This window comes from Cupriavidus sp. HE11 (assembly GCF_056097175.1).
Window position 1 is genome coordinate 1,479,632 of record NZ_CP184464.1, and the last position, 19,856, is coordinate 1,499,487.

Below are 19,856 nucleotides of genomic sequence, written 5' to 3' on the forward strand. Positions count from 1 at the left end.
CGGGGGCGAGCTCAGTCCAGCGCGATATCGCCGTACCAGGCTTCGGCGCGGCTCCTGGTGTTATCGGTATCGGTCATCAGGCCAACCGCCAGGATCTTTCCCGGATCGGCGCCGAACGCCTTGCGATAGTCGGCGCGCAGATCGCGCTCGTGACACCGCCATTCGTTGGTATGGCGTGTGCCCGAGTCCACGATGATCATGCGAACGCGGTCAGTGTGAGGATTGTTCAGAACGCTGCCTACCGGACGCTTGCCGCCCCAGATGTACATCAGCGTGGCGTACGGCATTTCCCGGCCGGTGGTAATGCGCGCCATTTCGTACATCAACTGGTCTTTCAGCGACAACGTGCTGCGATCACCGTCGAACGCCACGAAAATTCGCAGCGGCGCATCCTCGCGATGGCCCACCGCGTTATCCGCGACACGAATCACATCGCGCGTCTTCCACATCCAGCGCAGCGTCCCGGGATCGCGCTGCGTCAGCGGGACATAGAGCCCAGAAGCAGACCCATCCGCCTCTGCATGCAGCACCGTGCGCTGGTCGACTTCGGTCAGCGAATATCGTGTGGGCGTCTTGTTGCGATTAACCTTCCAGGGTTGCCAGCCGGTCGGGAGCGTACTGGGAACGGAAGATGCGGAGAACAGCGGCAAGTCTGTCAGCAACGGCAACGACGCAGCATCGGCTTCCGCCTCGCCGTCGCCTCCGGACTCCGCTTCCGCCGCGGCATTCGCCGCGCGATTGGCGAGTTCCAGCTGATCGGCCGGCTGGCTCCGAACGGCAGCCTTCAACAAGCCTTTTTCTGCGAACGTCGCGCAATTGCCGTCTGAAACGGCAGCCAACTTTGATGAATCGGTCGGTGCGACCGTCGATGATGCACAACCGGCGAGCACGAACGCGCTCACCACACAAGCCAGTGCTGGCCGAAACTTCATGGCCACGATAACCCCCTGGACCCTGATACCTGATACTTACCCGTTCGTCGAAATCCCAACATCCTGGCTATTTGGTGCCGAGGATTGGTATTGCTGACTGCTTCGTGCTGAATTTTTCAGCGCTTGGGGCAGACCATATCAGATGCGCGGAGTACCCGGAATGCTCGGGTACCCTGAATACAACAGCCAACATGACGGGCTGTGCTTTTCGAACTAGTTCGATGGACAGGGCGCGCGCGGCCGGGCATTTGCAGCGGGGCGGGAGGGCAACGGGGACAGAAACGGGGACAGAAACGGGGACGGGCATTTTGCCGTCAATGGGCGCCTTCGCGTTTGTTTCACGCAAAAGCAAAACCCCCAAGCTTTTGGGCTTGGGGGTTCTGGGTATAAGAGCCTGGCGATGACCTACTTTCACACGGGTAGTCCGCACTATCATCGGCGCAAAGTCGTTTCACGGTCCTGTTCGGGATGGGAAGGGGTGGTTCCAACTCGCTATGGTCACCAGGCATGACTGGTTGCCGCACTGACCGAGGTCAGCGCAGCGAATCTGGGTGTAGTAAAGAGGTTGTGTTTGTATGCCTTCGGCACACGCGGACTCTCGTCCAACCAGGTCAAACACACTGGTTATAGGATCAAGCCTTACGGGCAATTAGTACTGGTTAGCTTAACGCATTACTGCGCTTCCACACCCAGCCTATCAACGTCCTGGTCTCGAACGACCCTTCAAGGAGGTCAAGCCTCCAGGGAATCCTCATCTTCAGGCAAGTTTCCCGCTTAGATGCTTTCAGCGGTTATCTCTTCCGTACATAGCTACCCTGCGATGCCTCTGGCGAGACAACAGGTACACCAGCGGTACGTCCACTCCGGTCCTCTCGTACTAGGAGCAGCCCCCGTCAAGATTCCAACGCCCACGGCAGATAGGGACCAAACTGTCTCACGACGTTTTAAACCCAGCTCACGTACCTCTTTAAATGGCGAACAGCCATACCCTTGGGACCGGCTACAGCCCCAGGATGAGATGAGCCGACATCGAGGTGCCAAACACCGCCGTCGATATGAACTCTTGGGCGGTATCAGCCTGTTATCCCCAGAGTACCTTTTATCCGTTGAGCGATGGCCCTTCCATTCAGAACCACCGGATCACTATGTCCTGCTTTCGCACCTGCTCGACTTGTCGGTCTCGCAGTTAAGCACGCTTTTGCCATTGCACTTTAGGTACGATGTCCGACCGTACCAAGCGTACCTTCGAACTCCTCCGTTACACTTTGGGAGGAGACCGCCCCAGTCAAACTGCCTACCATGCACTGTCCCCGACCCGGATTCACGGGCCAAGGTTAGAACCTCAAACAAACCAGGGTGGTATTTCAAGGACGGCTCCACGTGAACTAGCGTCCACGCTTCAAAGCCTCCCACCTATCCTACACAGATCGGTTCAAAGTCCAATGCAAAGCTACAGTAAAGGTTCATGGGGTCTTTCCGTCTAGCCGCGGGGAGATTGCATCATCACAAACACTTCAACTTCGCTGAGTCTCGGGAGGAGACAGTGTGGCCATCGTTACGCCATTCGTGCAGGTCGGAACTTACCCGACAAGGAATTTCGCTACCTTAGGACCGTTATAGTTACGGCCGCCGTTTACCGGGACTTCAATCAAGAGCTTGCACCCCATCATTTAATCTTCCGGCACCGGGCAGGCGTCACACCCTATACGTCCACTTTCGTGTTTGCAGAGTGCTGTGTTTTTATTAAACAGTCGCAGCCACCATTTTATTGCAACCCCTTCACCCTTCTGGCGCAGGCCAGTCAAGCTACCAGGGCGTACCTTATCCCGAAGTTACGGTACCAATTTGCCGAGTTCCTTCTCCCGAGTTCTCTCAAGCGCCTTAGAATACTCATCTCGCCCACCTGTGTCGGTTTGCGGTACGGTCTCGTATGACTGAAGCTTAGAGGCTTTTCTTGGAACCACTTCCGATTGCTTCGCAGCATAAAGCCGCTCGCCCCACATCCTTGAATTCCGCGCCCGGATTTGCCTAAGCGCCTTCTCCAATGCAGGGACCGGGACTTCCAACACCCGGACAACCTTCCGCGATCCGTCCCCCCATCGCATCATACGACGGTGCAGGAATATTAACCTGCTTCCCATCAGCTACGCATCTCTGCCTCGCCTTAGGGGCCGACTCACCCTACGCCGATGAACGTTGCGTAGGAAACCTTGGGCTTACGGCGAGGGGGCCTTTCACCCCCTTTATCGCTACTCATGTCAGCATTCGCACTTCTGATACCTCCAGCATCCTTTACAAGACACCTTCACAGGCTTACAGAACGCTCTCCTACCACGCGCTTACGCGCGTCCGCAGCTTCGGTATATAGCTTAGCCCCGTTACATCTTCCGCGCAGGACGACTCGATCAGTGAGCTATTACGCTTTCTTTAAAGGGTGGCTGCTTCTAAGCCAACCTCCTGACTGTTTTAGCCTTCCCACTTCGTTTCCCACTTAGCTATATTTGGGGACCTTAGCTGGCGGTCTGGGTTGTTTCCCTCTTGACACCGGACGTTAGCACCCGATGTCTGTCTCCCGTGATTGCACTCTTCGGTATTCGGAGTTTGCTATGGCGGGGTAATCAGCAATAGACCCCCCAACCATGACAGTGCTCTACCCCCGAAGGTGAGACACGAGGCACTACCTAAATAGTTTTCGGAGAGAACCAGCTATTTCCAGATTTGTTTAGCCTTTCACCCCTATCCACAGCTCATCCCCTAACTTTTCAACGTTAGTGGGTTCGGTCCTCCAGTACGTGTTACCGCACCTTCAACCTGGCCATGGATAGATCATCTGGTTTCGGGTCTACACCCAGCGACTCAACGCCCTGTTCGGACTCGCTTTCGCTACGCCTTCCCTAATCGGTTAAGCTTGCCACTGAATGTAAGTCGCTGACCCATTATACAAAAGGTACGCCGTCACCCGTTTCCAGGCTCCGACTGTTTGTATGCATGCGGTTTCAGGATCTATTTCACTCCCCTCCCGGGGTTCTTTTCGCCTTTCCCTCACGGTACTGGTTCACTATCGGTCGATCACGAGTATTTAGCCTTGGAGGATGGTCCCCCCATCTTCAGACAGGATTTCACGTGTCCCGCCCTACTTGTCGCACACCTAGTTCCACAAATCTGTTTTCGCATACAGGGCTATCACCTGCTATGGCCGGGCTTTCCATCCCGTTTTGCTAACAGTTCTGCTAAAGAGTGCAAGGCTCTTCCCATTTCGTTCGCCACTACTCTGGGAATCTCGGTTGATTTCTGTTCCTGCAGCTACTTAGATGTTTCAGTTCGCCGCGTTCGCTTCCCTGACCTATGTATTCAGTCAGGGATGACCCATTCGGGCCGGGTTTCCCCATTCGGACATCTCCGGATCAAAGCTTGTTTGCCAGCTCCCCGAAGCTTTTCGCAGGCTACCGCGTCCTTCATCGCCTGTGATCGCCAAGGCATCCACCACATGCACTTGTTCGCTTGACCCTATAACGAGTGTGTCTAACGCTTCCGTTATCCACGCTGGCTACAGGTCTGAGTTCTCGCGTTTGTGCCGTATTCCAAGTCATCTTTCGATCACTTAAATACATTTTGGTTGATACAATCACAACCCGGTATCGCGTTTGTACTGCAGCGTCTCATCAACGCTTCGCGACACCTTTACTACATCCCATATTGTTAAAGAACAGCCGACTTGCGTCGCTTGGCAATGCCAAATGAAAGCACTCAGCATTGAATGCTTTCATTTGGCTACCAACCAAGTAATCTCGTTACCCCGATCCTTGATCCAGGTAAGTGGTGGAGGATGACGGGATCGAACCGACGACCCCCTGCTTGCAAAGCAGGTGCTCTCCCAGCTGAGCTAATCCCCCGCGTGATAACTTGGTGGGTCTGGTAGGACTTGAACCTACGACCCCCGCCTTATCAAGACGGTGCTCTAACCACCTGAGCTACAGACCCTTGGCTGTAACAGCAAACAACCGATAAGTGTGAACGCTTGACTTGTGAACACAAGCCTCTGGAAAGGAGGTGATCCAGCCGCACCTTCCGATACGGCTACCTTGTTACGACTTCACCCCAGTCATGAACCCTGCCGTGGTAATCGCCCTCCTTGCGGTTAGGCTAACTACTTCTGGCAAAACCCACTCCCATGGTGTGACGGGCGGTGTGTACAAGACCCGGGAACGTATTCACCGCGGCATGCTGATCCGCGATTACTAGCGATTCCAGCTTCACGTAGTCGAGTTGCAGACTACGATCCGGACTACGATGCGTTTTCTGGGATTAGCTCCCCCTCGCGGGTTGGCAACCCTCTGTACGCACCATTGTATGACGTGTGAAGCCCTACCCATAAGGGCCATGAGGACTTGACGTCATCCCCACCTTCCTCCGGTTTGTCACCGGCAGTCTCTCTAGAGTGCCCTTGCGTAGCAACTAAAGATAAGGGTTGCGCTCGTTGCGGGACTTAACCCAACATCTCACGACACGAGCTGACGACAGCCATGCAGCACCTGTGTCCACTTTCTCTTTCGAGCACCTAATGCATCTCTGCTTCGTTAGTGGCATGTCAAGGGTAGGTAAGGTTTTTCGCGTTGCATCGAATTAATCCACATCATCCACCGCTTGTGCGGGTCCCCGTCAATTCCTTTGAGTTTTAATCTTGCGACCGTACTCCCCAGGCGGTCAACTTCACGCGTTAGCTACGTTACTGAAGAAATGAATCCCCAACAACTAGTTGACATCGTTTAGGGCGTGGACTACCAGGGTATCTAATCCTGTTTGCTCCCCACGCTTTCGTGCATGAGCGTCAGTGACGTCCCAGGGGGCTGCCTTCGCCATCGGTATTCCTCCACATCTCTACGCATTTCACTGCTACACGTGGAATTCTACCCCCCTCTGACATACTCTAGCCTTGCAGTCACAAGCGCAATTCCCAAGTTGAGCTCGGGGATTTCACGCCTGTCTTACAAAACCGCCTGCGCACGCTTTACGCCCAGTAATTCCGATTAACGCTCGCACCCTACGTATTACCGCGGCTGCTGGCACGTAGTTAGCCGGTGCTTATTCTTCCGGTACCGTCATCCGCCCCAGGTATTAACCAGAGCGTTTTCTTTCCGGACAAAAGTGCTTTACAACCCGAAGGCCTTCTTCACACACGCGGCATTGCTGGATCAGGGTTGCCCCCATTGTCCAAAATTCCCCACTGCTGCCTCCCGTAGGAGTCTGGGCCGTGTCTCAGTCCCAGTGTGGCTGATCGTCCTCTCAGACCAGCTACTGATCGTCGCCTTGGTGGGCCTTTACCCCACCAACTAGCTAATCAGACATCGGCCGCTCCTGCTGCGCGAGGCCTTTCGGTCCCCCGCTTTCACCCTCAGGTCGTATGCGGTATTAGCTAATCTTTCGACTAGTTATCCCCCACAACAGGGTACGTTCCGATGTATTACTCACCCGTTCGCCACTCGCCGCCAGACCGAAGTCCGCGCTGCCGTTCGACTTGCATGTGTAAGGCATGCCGCCAGCGTTCAATCTGAGCCAGGATCAAACTCTTCAGTTCAATCTCTGTGTGGTGCCGAAGCACCTCGCTCTTTCGAGCGGTCGCTCACTCTCAGAAAACTGACTGGCTCACGTCTCGCGACGCAAACCAACATGTTTTACTGTGCGAGCACTGATAACTTTTGAAGCATCACGCAGACCGAGGTCTCCGTGGCGTTCGCCATCAAGCGCCCACACTTATCGGTTGTTTGGTTGTTAAAGAACTTCAGCGCCGGCTTTGCCGTTCGCTGTCGCTGCGTCGCTGACGTTTCGTCATTTCGTTGCAGCGGAGAAACGAGATTATGCAGAGCATTCAACGTTTCGTCAACAGTTTTTGCAGAACTTTTTTCTGCCGGTCTGCGCTGCAAACCCTCGCAACCCCAACCCCCTGCCAACCCCGCAAACCCTTGTCGCTGCTGCGTTTGCAGTGCGCTTCGTGTTGCGAGGGGGCGAATATTAGGCCTGATCTGCGACCTTTGCAACACGCATGTCACGAACTCATGGAGAGATATTCGGGATATGCCGCTCAAACCATTGATCACAAAGGAAAATCGGCCCGATAAATATTTACCGGACCGACCAATACCCCTCAACTTGCCTCGGGTATTCCCCGACTCAAGTTTTACCGATGCTTGAAATCGGGTGCCCGTTTCTCCACAAACGCGGCCATACCCTCCTTCTGGTCTTCGGTGGCGAAGGTCGAGTGGAACAAACGCCGCTCGAAGTGGACGCCTTCGTTGAGCGTTGTCTCATAGGCGGCATTGATCGACTCCTTGATCATCATGACCACCGGCAGCGAATAGCTGGCGATGGTCTCGGCCGCCGACACCGCCTCGTCGACCAGCTTGTCGGCCGGCACCACGCGCGACACCAGGCCGGCACGCTCGGCCTCGGCCGCGTCCATCATGCGGGCGGTCAGGCACAGGTCCATGGCCTTTGCCTTCGATACTGCGCGCGGCAGGCGTTGCGTGCCGCCCGCGCCCGGCATGGTGCCAAGCTTGACCTCGGGCTGGCCGAACCGGGCGCTGTCGGCCGCAATCACGATGTCGCACATCATCGCCAGCTCGCAGCCGCCACCCAGCGCGTAGCCGCCCACCGCCGCGATCACCGGTTTGCGGATGCGGCGGATGGTTTCCCAGTTGCGCGTGATGTAGTCGCCCTTGTAGACATCCATATAGGAATACTTCGCCATCATGCCGATGTCGGCGCCGGCGGCAAAGGCGCGCTCGCTGCCCGTGATGACGATGCAGCCGATGGCCTCGTCCGCGTCGAACGCGGTCAGCGCGGTGCCCAGTTCGTCCATCAGTGCGTCATTGAGCGCGTTCAGGGCCTTGGGGCGATTGAGCGTCACCAGCCCGACGCGGCCACGCGTCTCCACCAGGATGTTCTCGTACGACATGTCTTCTCCTTGCGATGAGAGGAATCAGTGATCTGTCTTATACAGAAGCGGATCGATACTCGCCCGCCGCCGTGAAGCTGGTCAAGGCGGGCGGCCACCTCTTGCGCCCTGCCGGCATCCCTACTACTATTTGCCGACCGACTGGTCGGTTAATTTAACGAATGCACGCCACTATCTACAATGGCCGTGCGACCCGTCGCGGCAACAGATCCGCATACCGACCCGAAGAACAAATGGCGCAGGAGACCACCATGCCCCCAACCCCGGTTAGCCCGGCCAGCCCGGCGCACGCCCCCGCGCGTGCGAGTCTCGAATCCGGCCCCATCCTGCTGCGCTGGCACGGCGATGTGGCCGTTGTCACGCTCAACCGGCCCGACAAGCTCAACAGCTTTACCCGCGACATGCATCGCGCGCTGGTCCATGCGCTGGATCAGACGCAAGCCGGCGGTGCCCGCGCGCTGCTGCTGACCGGCGCCGGCCGTGGCTTCTGCGCGGGCCAGGATCTGGCCGATCTCGACTTCACGCCCGGCCACGCCACCGATCTCGGCGAACTGATCGATACCTGGTTCAACCCGCTCGTGCGCCGCCTGCAGGCAATGCCGCTGCCCGTGATCGCCGCGGTCAACGGTACGGCCGCCGGCGCCGGCGCCAACCTGGCGCTGGCCTGCGACATGGTGCTGGCAGCCAGGTCGGCCAGCTTTATCCAGGCATTCGTCAAGATCGGCCTGGTGCCCGATTCGGGCGGCACCTGGCTGCTGCCCAAGCGCCTGGGCATGGCCCGTGCTCTGGGGCTGGCGATGACCGGCGACAAGCTCAGTGCCGAGGAAGCCGAAAAATGGGGCCTGATCTGGGAGACGATGGACGATCCCCTGCTCATGGAACAGGCCCTCGCGCTGGCCACGCACCTGGCGGCACAGCCCACGCGTGCGCTGGCGGCCATCAAGCAGTCGATGCACGCCAGCGCCACCAACAGCTTCGACGCCCAGCTGGACCTCGAACGCGACCTGCAGCGCCAGCTCGGCCAGTCCCACGATTACAACGAAGGCGTGAACGCCTTTCTTGAAAAGCGCGCCCCGCATTTCAAGGGCGCCTGATCCCGTTCCCCCGCGAGCAAGGAGACCCGCTTGAACCAAGACCCCCAGGCCCTGGCCCAGGCCACCGCCCATGCCATGTACGAGTCCGACGCCTGCAGCCGCTGGCTGGGCATGGTGATCGAGGAGGTCCGGCCCGGCTACGCGCGCCTGTCGATGCCGATACGGCCCGAGTTCCTGAACGGCCATGCCATCTGCCACGGCGGACTGATGTTCACGCTGGCCGATTCCGCCTTCGCATTCGCCTGCAACAGCCATAACATCAACACCGTGGCGTCGGGCTGCAGCATCGAATTCCTGCGCCCCGTGCACGGCGGCGACGTACTGACCGCCGAGGCCGTGGAGCAGATCCTGTCCGGCCGGCATGGCGTGTACGACATCAAGGTGACCAACCGCGCCGGCGAGCCGGTGGCGATGTTCCGCGGCAAGTCGGCCCAGATCAAGGGGCACGTCATCCCGCCAGCCGAGGCCTGATACCAGACAAACGCGGTACCCTGCGCCAACGTAGCGCACCCATCCCGGAAACGTGGAGACATCATGAGTACGCGCCTCACCGATCTGCCCCTGGAGCCGATCGAGACTGCCAGCCGGCAGCAACTTCAAGCCCTGCAGCTTGAGCGCCTGAAATGGTCGCTGCGCCATGCCTACGAAAACTCGCCGGTGTACCGGCGCAAGTTCGACGAGGCGGGCGTGCATCCCGACCAGGTGCAGTCGCTGGCCGACCTGGCGCGTTTTCCGTTCACCACGAAGAAGGACCTGCGCGACAACTACCCGTTCGGCATGTTCGCGGTGCCGCAGGACCGCGTGGCGCGGGTCCACGCATCGTCGGGCACCACCGGCAAGCCCACCGTGGTGGGCTACACGCTGCGGGACATCGATACCTGGGCCACGGTGATGGCGCGCTCGATCCGCGCATCGGGCGCCCGGCGCGGCGACAAGGTGCACATCAGTTACGGCTACGGGCTGTTCACGGGCGGGCTCGGCGCGCACTATGGCGTGGAAAAGGCCGGCCTGACGGCCATCCCGTTCGGCGGCGGCCAGACCGAGCGCCAGGTGCAGCTGATCCAGGACTTCAAGCCCGAGGTCATCATGGTGACGCCCAGCTACATGCTGGCGATTGCCGACGAGCTGGAGCGCCAGGGCATCGACCCGGCGTCGACGTCGCTGCGCATCGGCATCTTCGGCGCCGAGCCGTGGACGCCGGAGATGCGCCTGGCGATCGAAAAGCGCATGGGCATCTCGGCCGTCGACATCTATGGCCTTTCGGAAGTGATGGGCCCTGGCGTGGCCAACGAATGCGCCGAGACCAAGGACGGCCCGACCATCTGGGAAGACCATTTCTATCCGGAGATCATCGATCCCGATACCGGCGACGTGCTGCCCGACGGCGAATTCGGCGAACTGGTCTTCACGTCGCTCAGCAAGGAGGCGATGCCGGTCATCCGCTATCGCACGCGCGACCTGACGCGCCTGCTGCCGGGCACCGCGCGGGCGGCCTTCCGCCGCATGGAGAAGATCACGGGCCGCACCGACGACATGATGATCGTGCGCGGCGTGAACGTCTTTCCGTCGCAGATCGAGGAACTGATCCTCAAGCACACCGAACTGGCGCCGCACTACCAGTGCGTGCTGGGCAAGGAGGGGCCGCTCGATACCCTGATCGTGCGCGTGGAATGCGCCCATGGCGCCGAGCCGTCGGTGGCGGCCCATGCGCGCGAGCAGCTGACGCACGACATCAAGGCGTATATCGGCGTCACGGCGGGTATCGAGATCCTGCCGGAAGGCGGCGTCGAGCGGTCGGTGGGCAAGGCGCGGCGCATCGTCGATAACCGCCCGCGCTAGCCTGCGCGGGCAGCGCGGCGCGTCTCGCGCTTGAAGCCCAGCCGGCGGGCCAGCTTGTGCAGGTTGCTGGCATCCACGCCAAGCTGGCGCGCAGCCTGCGCCCAGTTGCCGTCCTGTGTCAGCAGGGCCTGTTCGATGCAGCGCCGCTGGCACGAATCCACCGCCTCGCGCAGCGAAACGGCCGGCACCACTACCGGAGGCGCGGGTTCGACGGGCGCCACGGCGGCCGGTGCCAGCCCGCCGCCCACGCCATCGGCATCGAACAGGTCGCGGAACAGGTCGGCGTCGAGCGTCAGGATGTCGACGCGATTGGCGCCCCGGCTGACCAGCTTCAGCGCCGCGCGGCTGATCACGTGTTCCAGTTCACGCACATTGCCCGGCCACGGATAGCGCCGCAGCGCGTCCTGCGCGGCGGCGGACAGGCGCAGGCTGCGCAGCCCCAGCCGCGCCCGGTTCAGTTCCAGGAAATGGCCGGCCAGCAGCAGCACGTCGTTGTCGCGCTCGCGCAGCGGGGGGATGGGGATCGGGTACACCGACAGCCGGTGATAGAGATCGGCGCGAAACGAGCCATCGCGCACGTGTTCGCGCAGATGGCGGTTGGTTGCGGCGATCACGCGCACATCCACGCGCCGCGGCCGGTCGGAGCCAAGCCGCTGGATCTCGCCGTTCTGCAGCGTGCGCAGCAGCTTGGCCTGGATCGACAGTGGCAGTTCGCCCACCTCGTCCAGGAACAGCGTGCCGCCATCGGCGGCCTCGAACCGGCCTGGCCGCTCGCCAGTGGCGCCCGAGAACGCGCCGCGCGCATGGCCGAACAGTTCACTCTCGGCCAGCGATTCCGGCAACGCCGCGCAGTTCACATGGATCAGCGGCCGGTTGCGGCGCCGCGACAGCCGGTGCAGGCGGTGCGCGAACAATTCCTTGCCCACGCCCGTCTCGCCCAGCAGCAACACCGGCAACTCCGAATCGGCCACCACCCGCAGTTCGTGCAGCAGATGGCTGATGGCCTGGCTCTGGCCGATGATCTCGCCATCGTCGCGCACCACGTCGCCGGCGGGCTCGTCGATCCGCCCCTGCCGTAGCGCCCGGATCTCCGCCTCCAGCCGCGTGATGCGGATGGCGGCCTCGACCACCGGCGTCAGCCGTTGCAGTTCGACCTGCGCGGCATCGGTGAACGTGCCCACTTGCAGCGCATCGAGCGTCAGCACGCCCCACGTCTTGCCTTCGGCTTCGAGGCTGATGCCCATGCAGTCATGCACCGGCAGCGGCTCGCCCACGTGTTCGTCAATCAGGCCGTCGTAAGGGTCCGGCAGCGCGCTGTCGTGGTGGAAGCACGTCACGCCACGGCGCGCCAGGATGGCCGCCAGCCGTGGATGCAGGCTCACCGCGAAGCGGCGCCCCAGCGCGTCGCGTACCAGTCCGTCGACGGCCACCGGCCGGAGCTGGTCTTCCTCCAGTCGCAGCAGCGCCACGGCGCCGCAACGGAAATGCGCGCGCAGGCTGCCCACCAGTCTCTGCATCCGTACCGCCTGCGGCAGATCCGCGCACAGGTCGGCCTGTAGTAGCTCGCAAATCATGGTCAAAAACACCCCACTCAGGTTCGATTCACCATGCCGGCTCGCGGTCCAAAAAACCCTACCGACAGGTAAATCATTGAATCTTTGAATCTTTCTGTTGGGCACGAGATTCGCACAAGAGACGTCGGCTTTTATTGAGAAGGAGCAAATCATGAGCATGCAAGACCAGTCTCTGGGCCAGCTGGCCCGTCGGATCCCCGGTGCGACGAAGATCTTTCACGACTACGACCTCGACTTCTGCTGTGGCGGATCGCACACATTGCGCGATGCCGCGCAGGCCAAGGGGCTCGACGCCACCGCGATCGAAGCCCGCCTGCAGGCGCTCCAGGCCCAGGCCCCGGCCGACGGCCACGACTGGAGCGAAGCGCCGGCCGAGGAACTGATCGGCTTCATCCTGGCGCGTTTCCACGAGCGCCACCGCGAGCAACTGCCGGAACTGATCCGCCTGGCGCGCCGGGTCGAGGAAGTGCATGGCGACCGGCCCGAATGCCCGGTAGGCCTGGCCGATCACCTGAGCGTGATGCTGCAGGAACTGCTGAGCCATATGCAGAAGGAAGAGCAGGTGCTGTTCCCGATGCTGTCGCGCGGCATGGGCGCCATGGCGTCGGCGCCGATCACGGTCATGCGCATGGAGCACGACGACCACGGCGCCGCGCTGCAACGGCTGTCCGACCTGACCCACGACATCACGCTGCCGCGCGCCGCCTGCAACACCTGGCGCGCGCTGTACCTGGGCCTGCGCACGTTCCGCGAAGACCTGATGGAACACATCCACCTGGAAAACAACGTGCTGTTCGAGAACGCCGCGCGTGCGCACTGATCGCGATCACTGACCCGCGAGCCATCTCGCATCCTGCCAACCCATACACGCGTACCGATACGCACCCATCATGGGCCCCTACAAGAAACTATGGTTCACGCTGATCGCCGTGCTGGCGGTCACGTTCGCTCTCCTTGGCTACTACGGTTCCGAGGTCTACCGGCAGCAGCCGCCCATCCCGGCGCAGGTCGTCACCGCCGACGGCACGAAGCTGTTCACGTCCGAGGACATCCTTGACGGCCAGACCGCATGGCAGTCGGTGGGCGGCATGCAGATTGGCTCCATCTGGGGCCACGGCGCCTACCAGGCGCCCGACTGGACGGCCGACTGGCTGCACCGCGAACTCACGGCCTGGCTGGACCTGGCCGCGCGCGAGCGCTTCGGCAAGGACTTTGCCGCGCTCGACGTCGGCGACCAGGCCGTGCTGCGCGCGCACCTGAAGGCCGAGTACCGCGGCAACCACACCGACGCCAGCAACGTGCTGACGGTGTCGCCGCGCCGCGCCAAGGCCATCGAGATGACGGCCGACTACTACCAGCGCCTGTTCTCCGACGCCCCCGAACTGCACAAGAGCCGGGTGAGCTTCGCGATGAAGGAAAACACGCTGCCGTCGCCCGAGCGGCGCGTGCAACTGACGCATTTCTTCTTCTGGACCGCATGGGCCGCCGCCACCGACCGCCCCGGACACACCGCCACCTACACCAACAACTGGCCGCATGAGCCGCTGATCGACAATCGCCCGACCGCCGAGAACGTGGTCTGGTCGGTGGCCAGCGTGGTGGTGCTGCTGGCCGGCGTGGGCCTGCTGATCTGGGCGTGGGCATTCCTGCGCGGCAAGGAAGAGCCGCTGCCGCCCGCACCGGCCCGCGATCCGCTGTCGACCTTTGCGCTGACGCCGTCGCAACGCGCGCTGGGCAAGTACGTGTTCCTGGTGGTGGCGCTGTTCGCCTTCCAGGTGCTGATCGGCGGCTTCACTGCGCACTACACGGTCGAGGGCCAGAAGTTCTACGGCATCGACATGTCGCAGTGGTTCCCGTACTCGCTGGTGCGCACCTGGCATATCCAGAGCGCGCTGTTCTGGATCGCCACGGGCTTCCTGGCGGCGGGCCTGTTCCTGGCGCCGCTGATCAACGGCGGCAAGGACCCGAAGTACCAGCGGCTGGGCGTCGACATCCTGTTCTGGGCGCTGGTGGTGGTCGTGGTGGGCTCGTTCACCGGCAACTACCTGGCCATCGCGCAGAAGATGCCGGCCAACCTGAACTTCTGGCTGGGCCACCAGGGCTACGAGTATGTGGACCTGGGCCGTCTGTGGCAGATCGGCAAGCTGGCCGGGATCGTGATCTGGCTGGTGCTGATGCTGCGCGGCATCGCCCCGGCGCTCAAGGCGCGTAGCGGCGGCGACAAGAACCTGCTGGCGCTGCTGACGTCGTCCGTGGTTGCCATCGGCCTGTTCTACGGCGCGGGCCTGTTCTACGGCGAGCGCACCAGCCTGACGGTGATGGAGTACTGGCGCTGGTGGGTGGTCCACCTGTGGGTGGAAGGCTTCTTCGAGGTATTCGCCACCACGGCACTGGCCTTCATCTTCTCCACGCTGGGCCTGGTATCGCGCCCGATGGCGACGGCGGCCAGCCTGGCCTCGGCATCGCTGTTCATGCTTGGCGGCATTCCGGGCACGTTCCACCACCTGTACTTTGCCGGCACCACCACACCCGTGATGGCCATCGGCGCCACGTTCTCGGCGCTGGAAGTCATGCCGCTGATCGTGCTGGGCCACGAAGCCTGGGAAAACTGGCGCCTCAAGGAACGCGCCCCGTGGATGAACAACCTGCGCTGGCCGGTGATGTGCTTCACTGCCGTGGCGTTCTGGAACATGCTCGGCGCCGGGGTCTTCGGCTTCATGATCAACCCGCCGATCTCGCTGTACTACGTGCAGGGCCTGAATACCACCCCCGTCCACGCGCACGCCGCGCTGTTCGGTGTCTATGGCTTCCTGGCGCTCGGCTTCACGCTGCTGGTGCTGCGCTATGTCCGCCCGGACTACAAGCTGAGCCCGCGCATGATGTCGATCGCGTTCTGGGGCCTGAACGGCGGCCTGGTGCTGATGATCGGCACCAGCCTGCTGCCGGTGGGCATCATCCAGGCGCTGGCCAGCATCAGCCAGGGCCTCTGGTACGCGCGCAGCGAAGCGTTCGTCCAGCAGCCGATCCTGCAGACGCTGCGCTGGGTACGCACCTTCGGCGACGTGGTGTTCCTGGTGGGTGCCCTGACCTTTGCGCTGCAAGTGGTGCTGGGACTGCTCTCGCGCGGCCCGGCCCGCGAGGTTCCGGAAGGCCGTCTCGCTCGCCAGTAATGCTGTAACGCCGCAATGAAGCCGCCGGGCGCCTGTCAGGGCCCGGCGGCTTTTTTGCGCCCCGGGTTTCGCTTACCAGGCATCGAGCTGCCAGCCTTCGTCGGTGGCAGCCAGCCGGTGGGTCAATGCCAGGCCGGCCATGAAGGCATCGTCGTGCGACACCACCACCAGTGCGCCCTGGTAGCCGCATAGCATGGCTTCCAGGGCCTGTGCCGATGGCAGGTCCAGGTGATTGCTCGGTTCGTCGAGCAGCAGCAGTTGCGGCGGCGGGTCGGCGTAGAGCGTGCAGGCCAGCGCCGCCTTCAGCCGTTCGCCGCCGCTGAGCGCGCCGCTGGGCGCGACGATCTTTTGTGCATCGAGTCCAAGATGGGCCAGCAGCATGCGCAGGTTGGCTTCGGTCGACGTGCCGTTGGCGGCCTGGAACTGCGCCAGCACCGACTGCCCCGGATCGAGATTCGCCAATTGCTGGTCAAGGTAGACCGTATCGGCCGGCTGCCTGCAGGCGCCCGCCAGCGGCGCAAGCTGGCCGGCCAGCGTCTTGAGCAACGTGGACTTGCCACAGCCGTTCGGGCCGACCACGCCCACGCGCTGCTGTCCGGTGACGATCAGGCTGACGCGGCGGGTGGCGCCCGACACGAACGGCAGCGCCACGGCATCCAGTTCGGCCACGCGTCGGTGTGCGGCCCTGCCGGCCCACTCGGCCTGCGCGCCCGGCACGGCGTGCATCGTGATGCGCGCCGCGTCTTCCACCTGCTGCGCGGCTTCGCGCACGCGCTGGTCAAGGCTGGCCTGGCTGGCGGCCTGCTGTTGCCGCAGCTTGCCTGCCGAGACTTCGCTGCGTGCCTTCTGGCCGCCCAGCAGGATCCTGGCCTGGTTCGACGTCTTGCCTTCCCGATTGCCGCGCGCCTGGCGCCGCTCCTGGCGCTCGCGCTGGTCGCGCATGGACCGCTGCTCCCGCTTGCGGTCAAGCTTGCGCTGTTCAAGCTGGTCGATCGCGTGCTGCCGCTCATCCGCCTTGCATTGCGCATAGAACGTGAAGTTGCCGCCATAGCTGCGCAGGCCCAGCGACGACAGTTCCACGATGCGCGGCAGGGTATCCAGAAGCGCCCGGTCATGGCTGACCACAAGCAGCCCGCGCGGCCACTGGCGCAGTTGTTCGATCAGTGCGTGACGCGCCGGACGGTCGAGATGGTTGCTGGGCTCGTCCAGGATCAGGAAGTCGGCATCGGAAAGCATCGCGCCGGCCAGCGCCACCCGCATGGCCTCGCCGCCGCTCAGTGCATCTGCGGTCATGCCGGCGTCGAGATGGCCCAGGCCATTGCGTTCGAGTGCCTGTTGCAGCCGCTGCCGCACATCCCAGCCGCCTACGGCATCGAAATCCTCGGGCGCGCTACTGCCCGCCTCGATGCGCGCCAGGGCGTCGAGCGTGTGCTGCACCCCGGCCAGGCTGGCTACCGTGGCATCCGCTGGCGGCGACACCTGCTGGGCCAGATAGCGCACGCTGCCCGCGCACACGCAGCGCCCGCGCGTTGGCAGTAGCTGCCCCGCCAGCATCTGCGCCAGCACGGATTTGCCCGCGCCATTGCGGCCGACCAGGCCAGTGGGGCGCTGGTCGAAAATTTCGTCGAGATCGGAGAAAAGCGTCCTGCCGTCGGGCAGGACATAGGACAGGCCTTCGAGCCTGAGATAGGGATCGGTCATGCGTACATTCCAGAGATGCCAGGAACTCCCCCAGCTTGCGGGGGCGGGTGGAGACTGGCCGTCTTGTCGACGGCGGCATCAATGGCGCATGGGACCAATACCTCTGTGTTGGGTGATCAGGCGGCTATTGTAATGGGGATGGAAGAAACGTGCGTGGCGGGGAGCAGGTGCCTGCGAAAGCGGTGGCACTCCGGTGACTGCCACCCCTCTCCTGCGTTGTGGGAGAGGGGTTGGGAAGTCGGCAAGGCCGTTCAAACGGCGAAGTCACAACCTGAAATGCCCGCCCTCTCCTCCGGCCCCTCTGCCGCTCGCGGGAGAGGCAAGCAAACGGCAGGGCGACGCAGGGCCGTCGCCACCACTTCGCCCACGAGAATGATCGACGGGCTCGCCAGCCCGGCCCCCACCGCATCGGTCAGCGTGCCCAGCGTGCCGGTCCAGCTTCGCTGATCGGCGCAACTGGCGTGCATCACCACGCCCGCCGGCATGTCAGGACGCATCCCCGCCTGCAGCAGCGCCGCACGGATCAACGCGATGCGATGCATGCCCATGTAGATCACCAGCGTGGTGCCGCTGGCGGCCAGCGCGCGCCAGTCCGGTTCGCCATCGCCGCGCGTGTGCGCGGTCACGAACGTCACCCCGTGGCAATGGGCGCGATGCGTCAGCGCGATGCCCAGCGCCTGGGCGGCGGCCAGCCCGCTGCTGATGCCGTTGACCACCTCGACATCGATCCCATGCCCGCGCAGGAACGCCGCCTCTTCGCCGCCCCGGCCGAACATCAGCGGATCGCCCCCCTTCACGCGCGCCACGCAGCGGCCCGCCAGCGCGTGCGCCAGCGTCTGGGCGTGGATGCTGGCCTGGCTGACCGAGCAGCGCCCGCCGCGCTTGCCAACGGAGATGATCTCGGTGCCCGGGCTTGCGTAGCATCCCATCATCTCCGGCACCAGATCGTCGATCAGCCAGACCTGGGCTTCCGACAATGCCCGCGCGGCCTTGACCGTCACCAGGTCCGGATCGCCCGGGCCGACACCCACCAGCCAGACCTTGCCTGTCTTCCTGCCGTCGGCGCCTTGCGCTGCACGCCGCACGTCGATGTTCCACGGTGTCATCATGCCTTCTCCCGGTTCAATGGCTCGTGCCCGACGAGCGCGTGGTCTTGTTGAACACGTTGTATTTGCCCACCGGCTTGTCCATCGGTAATCGCTTAACTTCCTTCAGCGTGGCGGCGTCGTAGACCACGATGGCGCCCTCGTCTTCCATCAGGCTGACCAGCGCAAGGCGCCCGTCGCGCGTGAACTCCACATGCGCCGCCGTGCGCCCCGGCGACGGCGTGACGCTGCCCACCACCTTCAGCGTCTGCTTGTCGATGACCTGGAGCGTGTCGCGGCGCGGGCTCATCATTGCGTCGGTCCATGCATAGGGCGTGGCCTCGTGGCTGCGCAGGAAGAACCCCGGCCCGTTCGTGGAGATCGTGGCAACGGTCTGCCACGTCTGCATGTCGATCACGCTCAGCGCGCCCTGCTTCAGGTTCGGCGACGCCATCACGTCGCGCCCGTCACGCTGCCAGGTGATGCCGCTGCCCAGGTGCGGCATGCCGGACAGTGCCAGGTCTGCCACCTTGCGGCCGGCATCGAGATCGATCACCTGCCCGGCGCCGCCGCGCGACGCGCCAAGAATATGGCGATACGACTGGTCGAAGAAGAAATCGTCGAGCACATCGTCCAGCGCAATCACGCGCGGCTCCAGCGTCGCGTACGGAATCTCCCAGACTTCGGGGATGTCGCGCAGCGCCGCAATAAACGAGCCGCGCGGCGCGGCATCGTAAACCGCCGATACGCGCGATGCCTTGCCGTTCGCCCCGGTCACCGGATACACCCGCGCCAGCGACAGGTCATCGGCACGCAGCAGCACCATGGTCTGCGGCAGCGTATTGCCGGCAAGCACCCATTTGCCATCGTCGCTGACCGCCACATTGCGCGTATTCAAGCCGGCGCGGATCTCGGCCACCAGCGTCAGGTTCCACAGGTCGTACTTGCTGATCCAGCCGTCGCGGCTGGCCACATATACATAGCGGCCGTCACGGCTGAACTTGGGGCCGCCGTGCAGCGCAAAGCGCGTCTGGAAGCGGTGGATCGGCTCCAGCCTGTCGCCATCGAGCACGCTCAGGTGGTGGGTGCCCGACTCCACCACCAGGAACAGGTTGGACGGGTCGGCACGGAACACCGGCTTGTCCGGCAGGCTGCCCGGCGCGTGATGGACCACGCGCGATGCGCGGATATCCGCCGCCTCCCAGTGCGGCGCCTGCGCCGGTGCCGTGCGCAGCCACGTGGCGATCTGGTCCAGCGTGGCCTCTGGCAACTGACCGGCGAAACCCGGCATCTGCGTGGCCGCCCGACCATTGCGCAGCACATCGCGCAAGGCATCGGGCTTGAGCCGCTCCAGGCTTTCGGGCAGCAGCGCCGGGCCCATGCCGCCCAGGCGGTCGGCGCCGTGGCAGGCCGCGCAGTGCTGCCGGAAGGTGGCCGCCACGTCGGCCACCGCACCGGGCGTCGTGCCAGCATGGGCGCCTGACCACACCCAGGCGGCCATCGCCATCC

General features: G+C 62.9%; 11 protein-coding genes, 2 tRNA genes and 3 rRNA genes. 5 read left to right on the plus strand and 11 right to left on the minus strand.

Annotated features, from left to right (window positions below):
* Nucleotides 1-11: 11 nt before the first annotated feature.
* From ACOABP_RS06850 to ACOABP_RS06880, 7 genes are all read right to left on the minus strand, one after another.
* Complete coding sequence (locus tag ACOABP_RS06850) at nt 12-938, minus strand: DUF3047 domain-containing protein (RefSeq protein WP_474227512.1); 927 nt, start codon at nt 936-938, stop codon at nt 12-14.
* Nucleotides 939-1,324: 386 nt separating this feature from the next.
* Nucleotides 1,325-1,438, minus strand: a 5S ribosomal RNA gene (gene rrf, locus ACOABP_RS06855).
* A 122-nt stretch (nt 1,439-1,560) separates the two neighbouring features.
* A 23S ribosomal RNA gene (locus tag ACOABP_RS06860) occupies nt 1,561-4,439 on the minus strand.
* 310 nt (nt 4,440-4,749) lie between these two features.
* Nucleotides 4,750-4,825: transfer RNA gene (locus ACOABP_RS06865), tRNA-Ala, on the minus strand.
* Between the two features lie 11 nt (nt 4,826-4,836).
* Nucleotides 4,837-4,913, minus strand: a tRNA-Ile gene (locus ACOABP_RS06870).
* 62 nt (nt 4,914-4,975) lie between these two features.
* Nucleotides 4,976-6,507, minus strand: a 16S ribosomal RNA gene (locus tag ACOABP_RS06875).
* Together the 16S, 23S and 5S rRNA genes with 2 tRNA genes alongside form the textbook arrangement of a ribosomal RNA operon.
* Before the next feature lie 600 nt (nt 6,508-7,107).
* Entirely contained in the window at nt 7,108-7,884 is a 777-nt protein-coding gene (locus ACOABP_RS06880) for an enoyl-CoA hydratase (RefSeq protein ID WP_474227513.1), read from the minus strand.
* A gap of 251 nt (nt 7,885-8,135) precedes the next feature.
* On the opposite strand from ACOABP_RS06880, the gene paaG reads away from it, so the two are divergent.
* The 3 genes from paaG (at nt 8,136) to paaK (ending at nt 10,817) form a co-directional block, all read left to right on the plus strand.
* A complete protein-coding gene (gene paaG / locus ACOABP_RS06885; protein ID WP_474227514.1) occupies nt 8,136-8,978 on the plus strand; it encodes a 2-(1,2-epoxy-1,2-dihydrophenyl)acetyl-CoA isomerase PaaG in 843 nt (280 codons plus the stop codon).
* Nucleotides 8,979-9,008: 30 nt separating this feature from the next.
* On the plus strand, nt 9,009-9,449 hold the full coding sequence (paaI, locus tag ACOABP_RS06890) for a hydroxyphenylacetyl-CoA thioesterase PaaI (RefSeq protein ID WP_066733918.1): 441 nt from the start codon (nt 9,009-9,011) through the stop codon (nt 9,447-9,449).
* A gap of 63 nt (nt 9,450-9,512) precedes the next feature.
* On the plus strand, nt 9,513-10,817 hold the full coding sequence (gene paaK / locus ACOABP_RS06895; protein ID WP_474227515.1) for a phenylacetate--CoA ligase PaaK: 1,305 nt from the start codon (nt 9,513-9,515) through the stop codon (nt 10,815-10,817).
* On the opposite strand, the gene norR is transcribed toward paaK, so the two are convergent.
* Nucleotides 10,814-12,391 carry a nitric oxide reductase transcriptional regulator NorR gene (norR, locus tag ACOABP_RS06900; protein WP_474227783.1) on the minus strand — a complete coding sequence of 526 codons (1,578 nt, stop codon included), beginning with the start codon at nt 12,389-12,391 and terminating at the stop codon, nt 10,814-10,816. The two genes, paaK and norR, sit on opposite strands and share 4 nt — an antisense overlap.
* A gap of 151 nt (nt 12,392-12,542) precedes the next feature.
* Here norR and ytfE point away from each other — a divergent pair, with 151 nt between their 5' ends.
* Nucleotides 12,543-13,211 carry an iron-sulfur cluster repair protein YtfE gene (gene ytfE / locus ACOABP_RS06905; protein ID WP_474227516.1) on the plus strand — a complete coding sequence of 223 codons (669 nt, stop codon included), beginning with the start codon at nt 12,543-12,545 and terminating at the stop codon, nt 13,209-13,211.
* A 70-nt stretch (nt 13,212-13,281) separates the two neighbouring features.
* Complete coding sequence (locus ACOABP_RS06910) at nt 13,282-15,561, plus strand: nitric-oxide reductase large subunit (RefSeq protein WP_474227517.1); 2,280 nt, start codon at nt 13,282-13,284, stop codon at nt 15,559-15,561.
* A 72-nt stretch (nt 15,562-15,633) separates the two neighbouring features.
* Here the strand turns inward: ACOABP_RS06910 and ACOABP_RS06915 are convergent, their stop codons facing one another.
* The 3 genes from ACOABP_RS06915 to ACOABP_RS06925 form a co-directional block, all read right to left on the minus strand.
* Complete coding sequence (locus tag ACOABP_RS06915) at nt 15,634-17,262, minus strand: ABC-F family ATP-binding cassette domain-containing protein (RefSeq protein ID WP_474227518.1); 1,629 nt, start codon at nt 17,260-17,262, stop codon at nt 15,634-15,636.
* Between the two features lie 251 nt (nt 17,263-17,513).
* The gene (gene cobA / locus ACOABP_RS06920; RefSeq protein WP_474227784.1) at nt 17,514-18,368 is read right to left on the minus strand and encodes a uroporphyrinogen-III C-methyltransferase; all 855 of its coding nucleotides are present in this window, start codon (nt 18,366-18,368) and stop codon (nt 17,514-17,516) included.
* 16 nt (nt 18,369-18,384) lie between these two features.
* Nucleotides 18,385-19,854 carry a cytochrome D1 domain-containing protein gene (locus tag ACOABP_RS06925; RefSeq protein ID WP_474227785.1) on the minus strand — a complete coding sequence of 490 codons (1,470 nt, stop codon included), beginning with the start codon at nt 19,852-19,854 and terminating at the stop codon, nt 18,385-18,387.
* Nucleotides 19,855-19,856 lie beyond the last annotated feature (2 nt).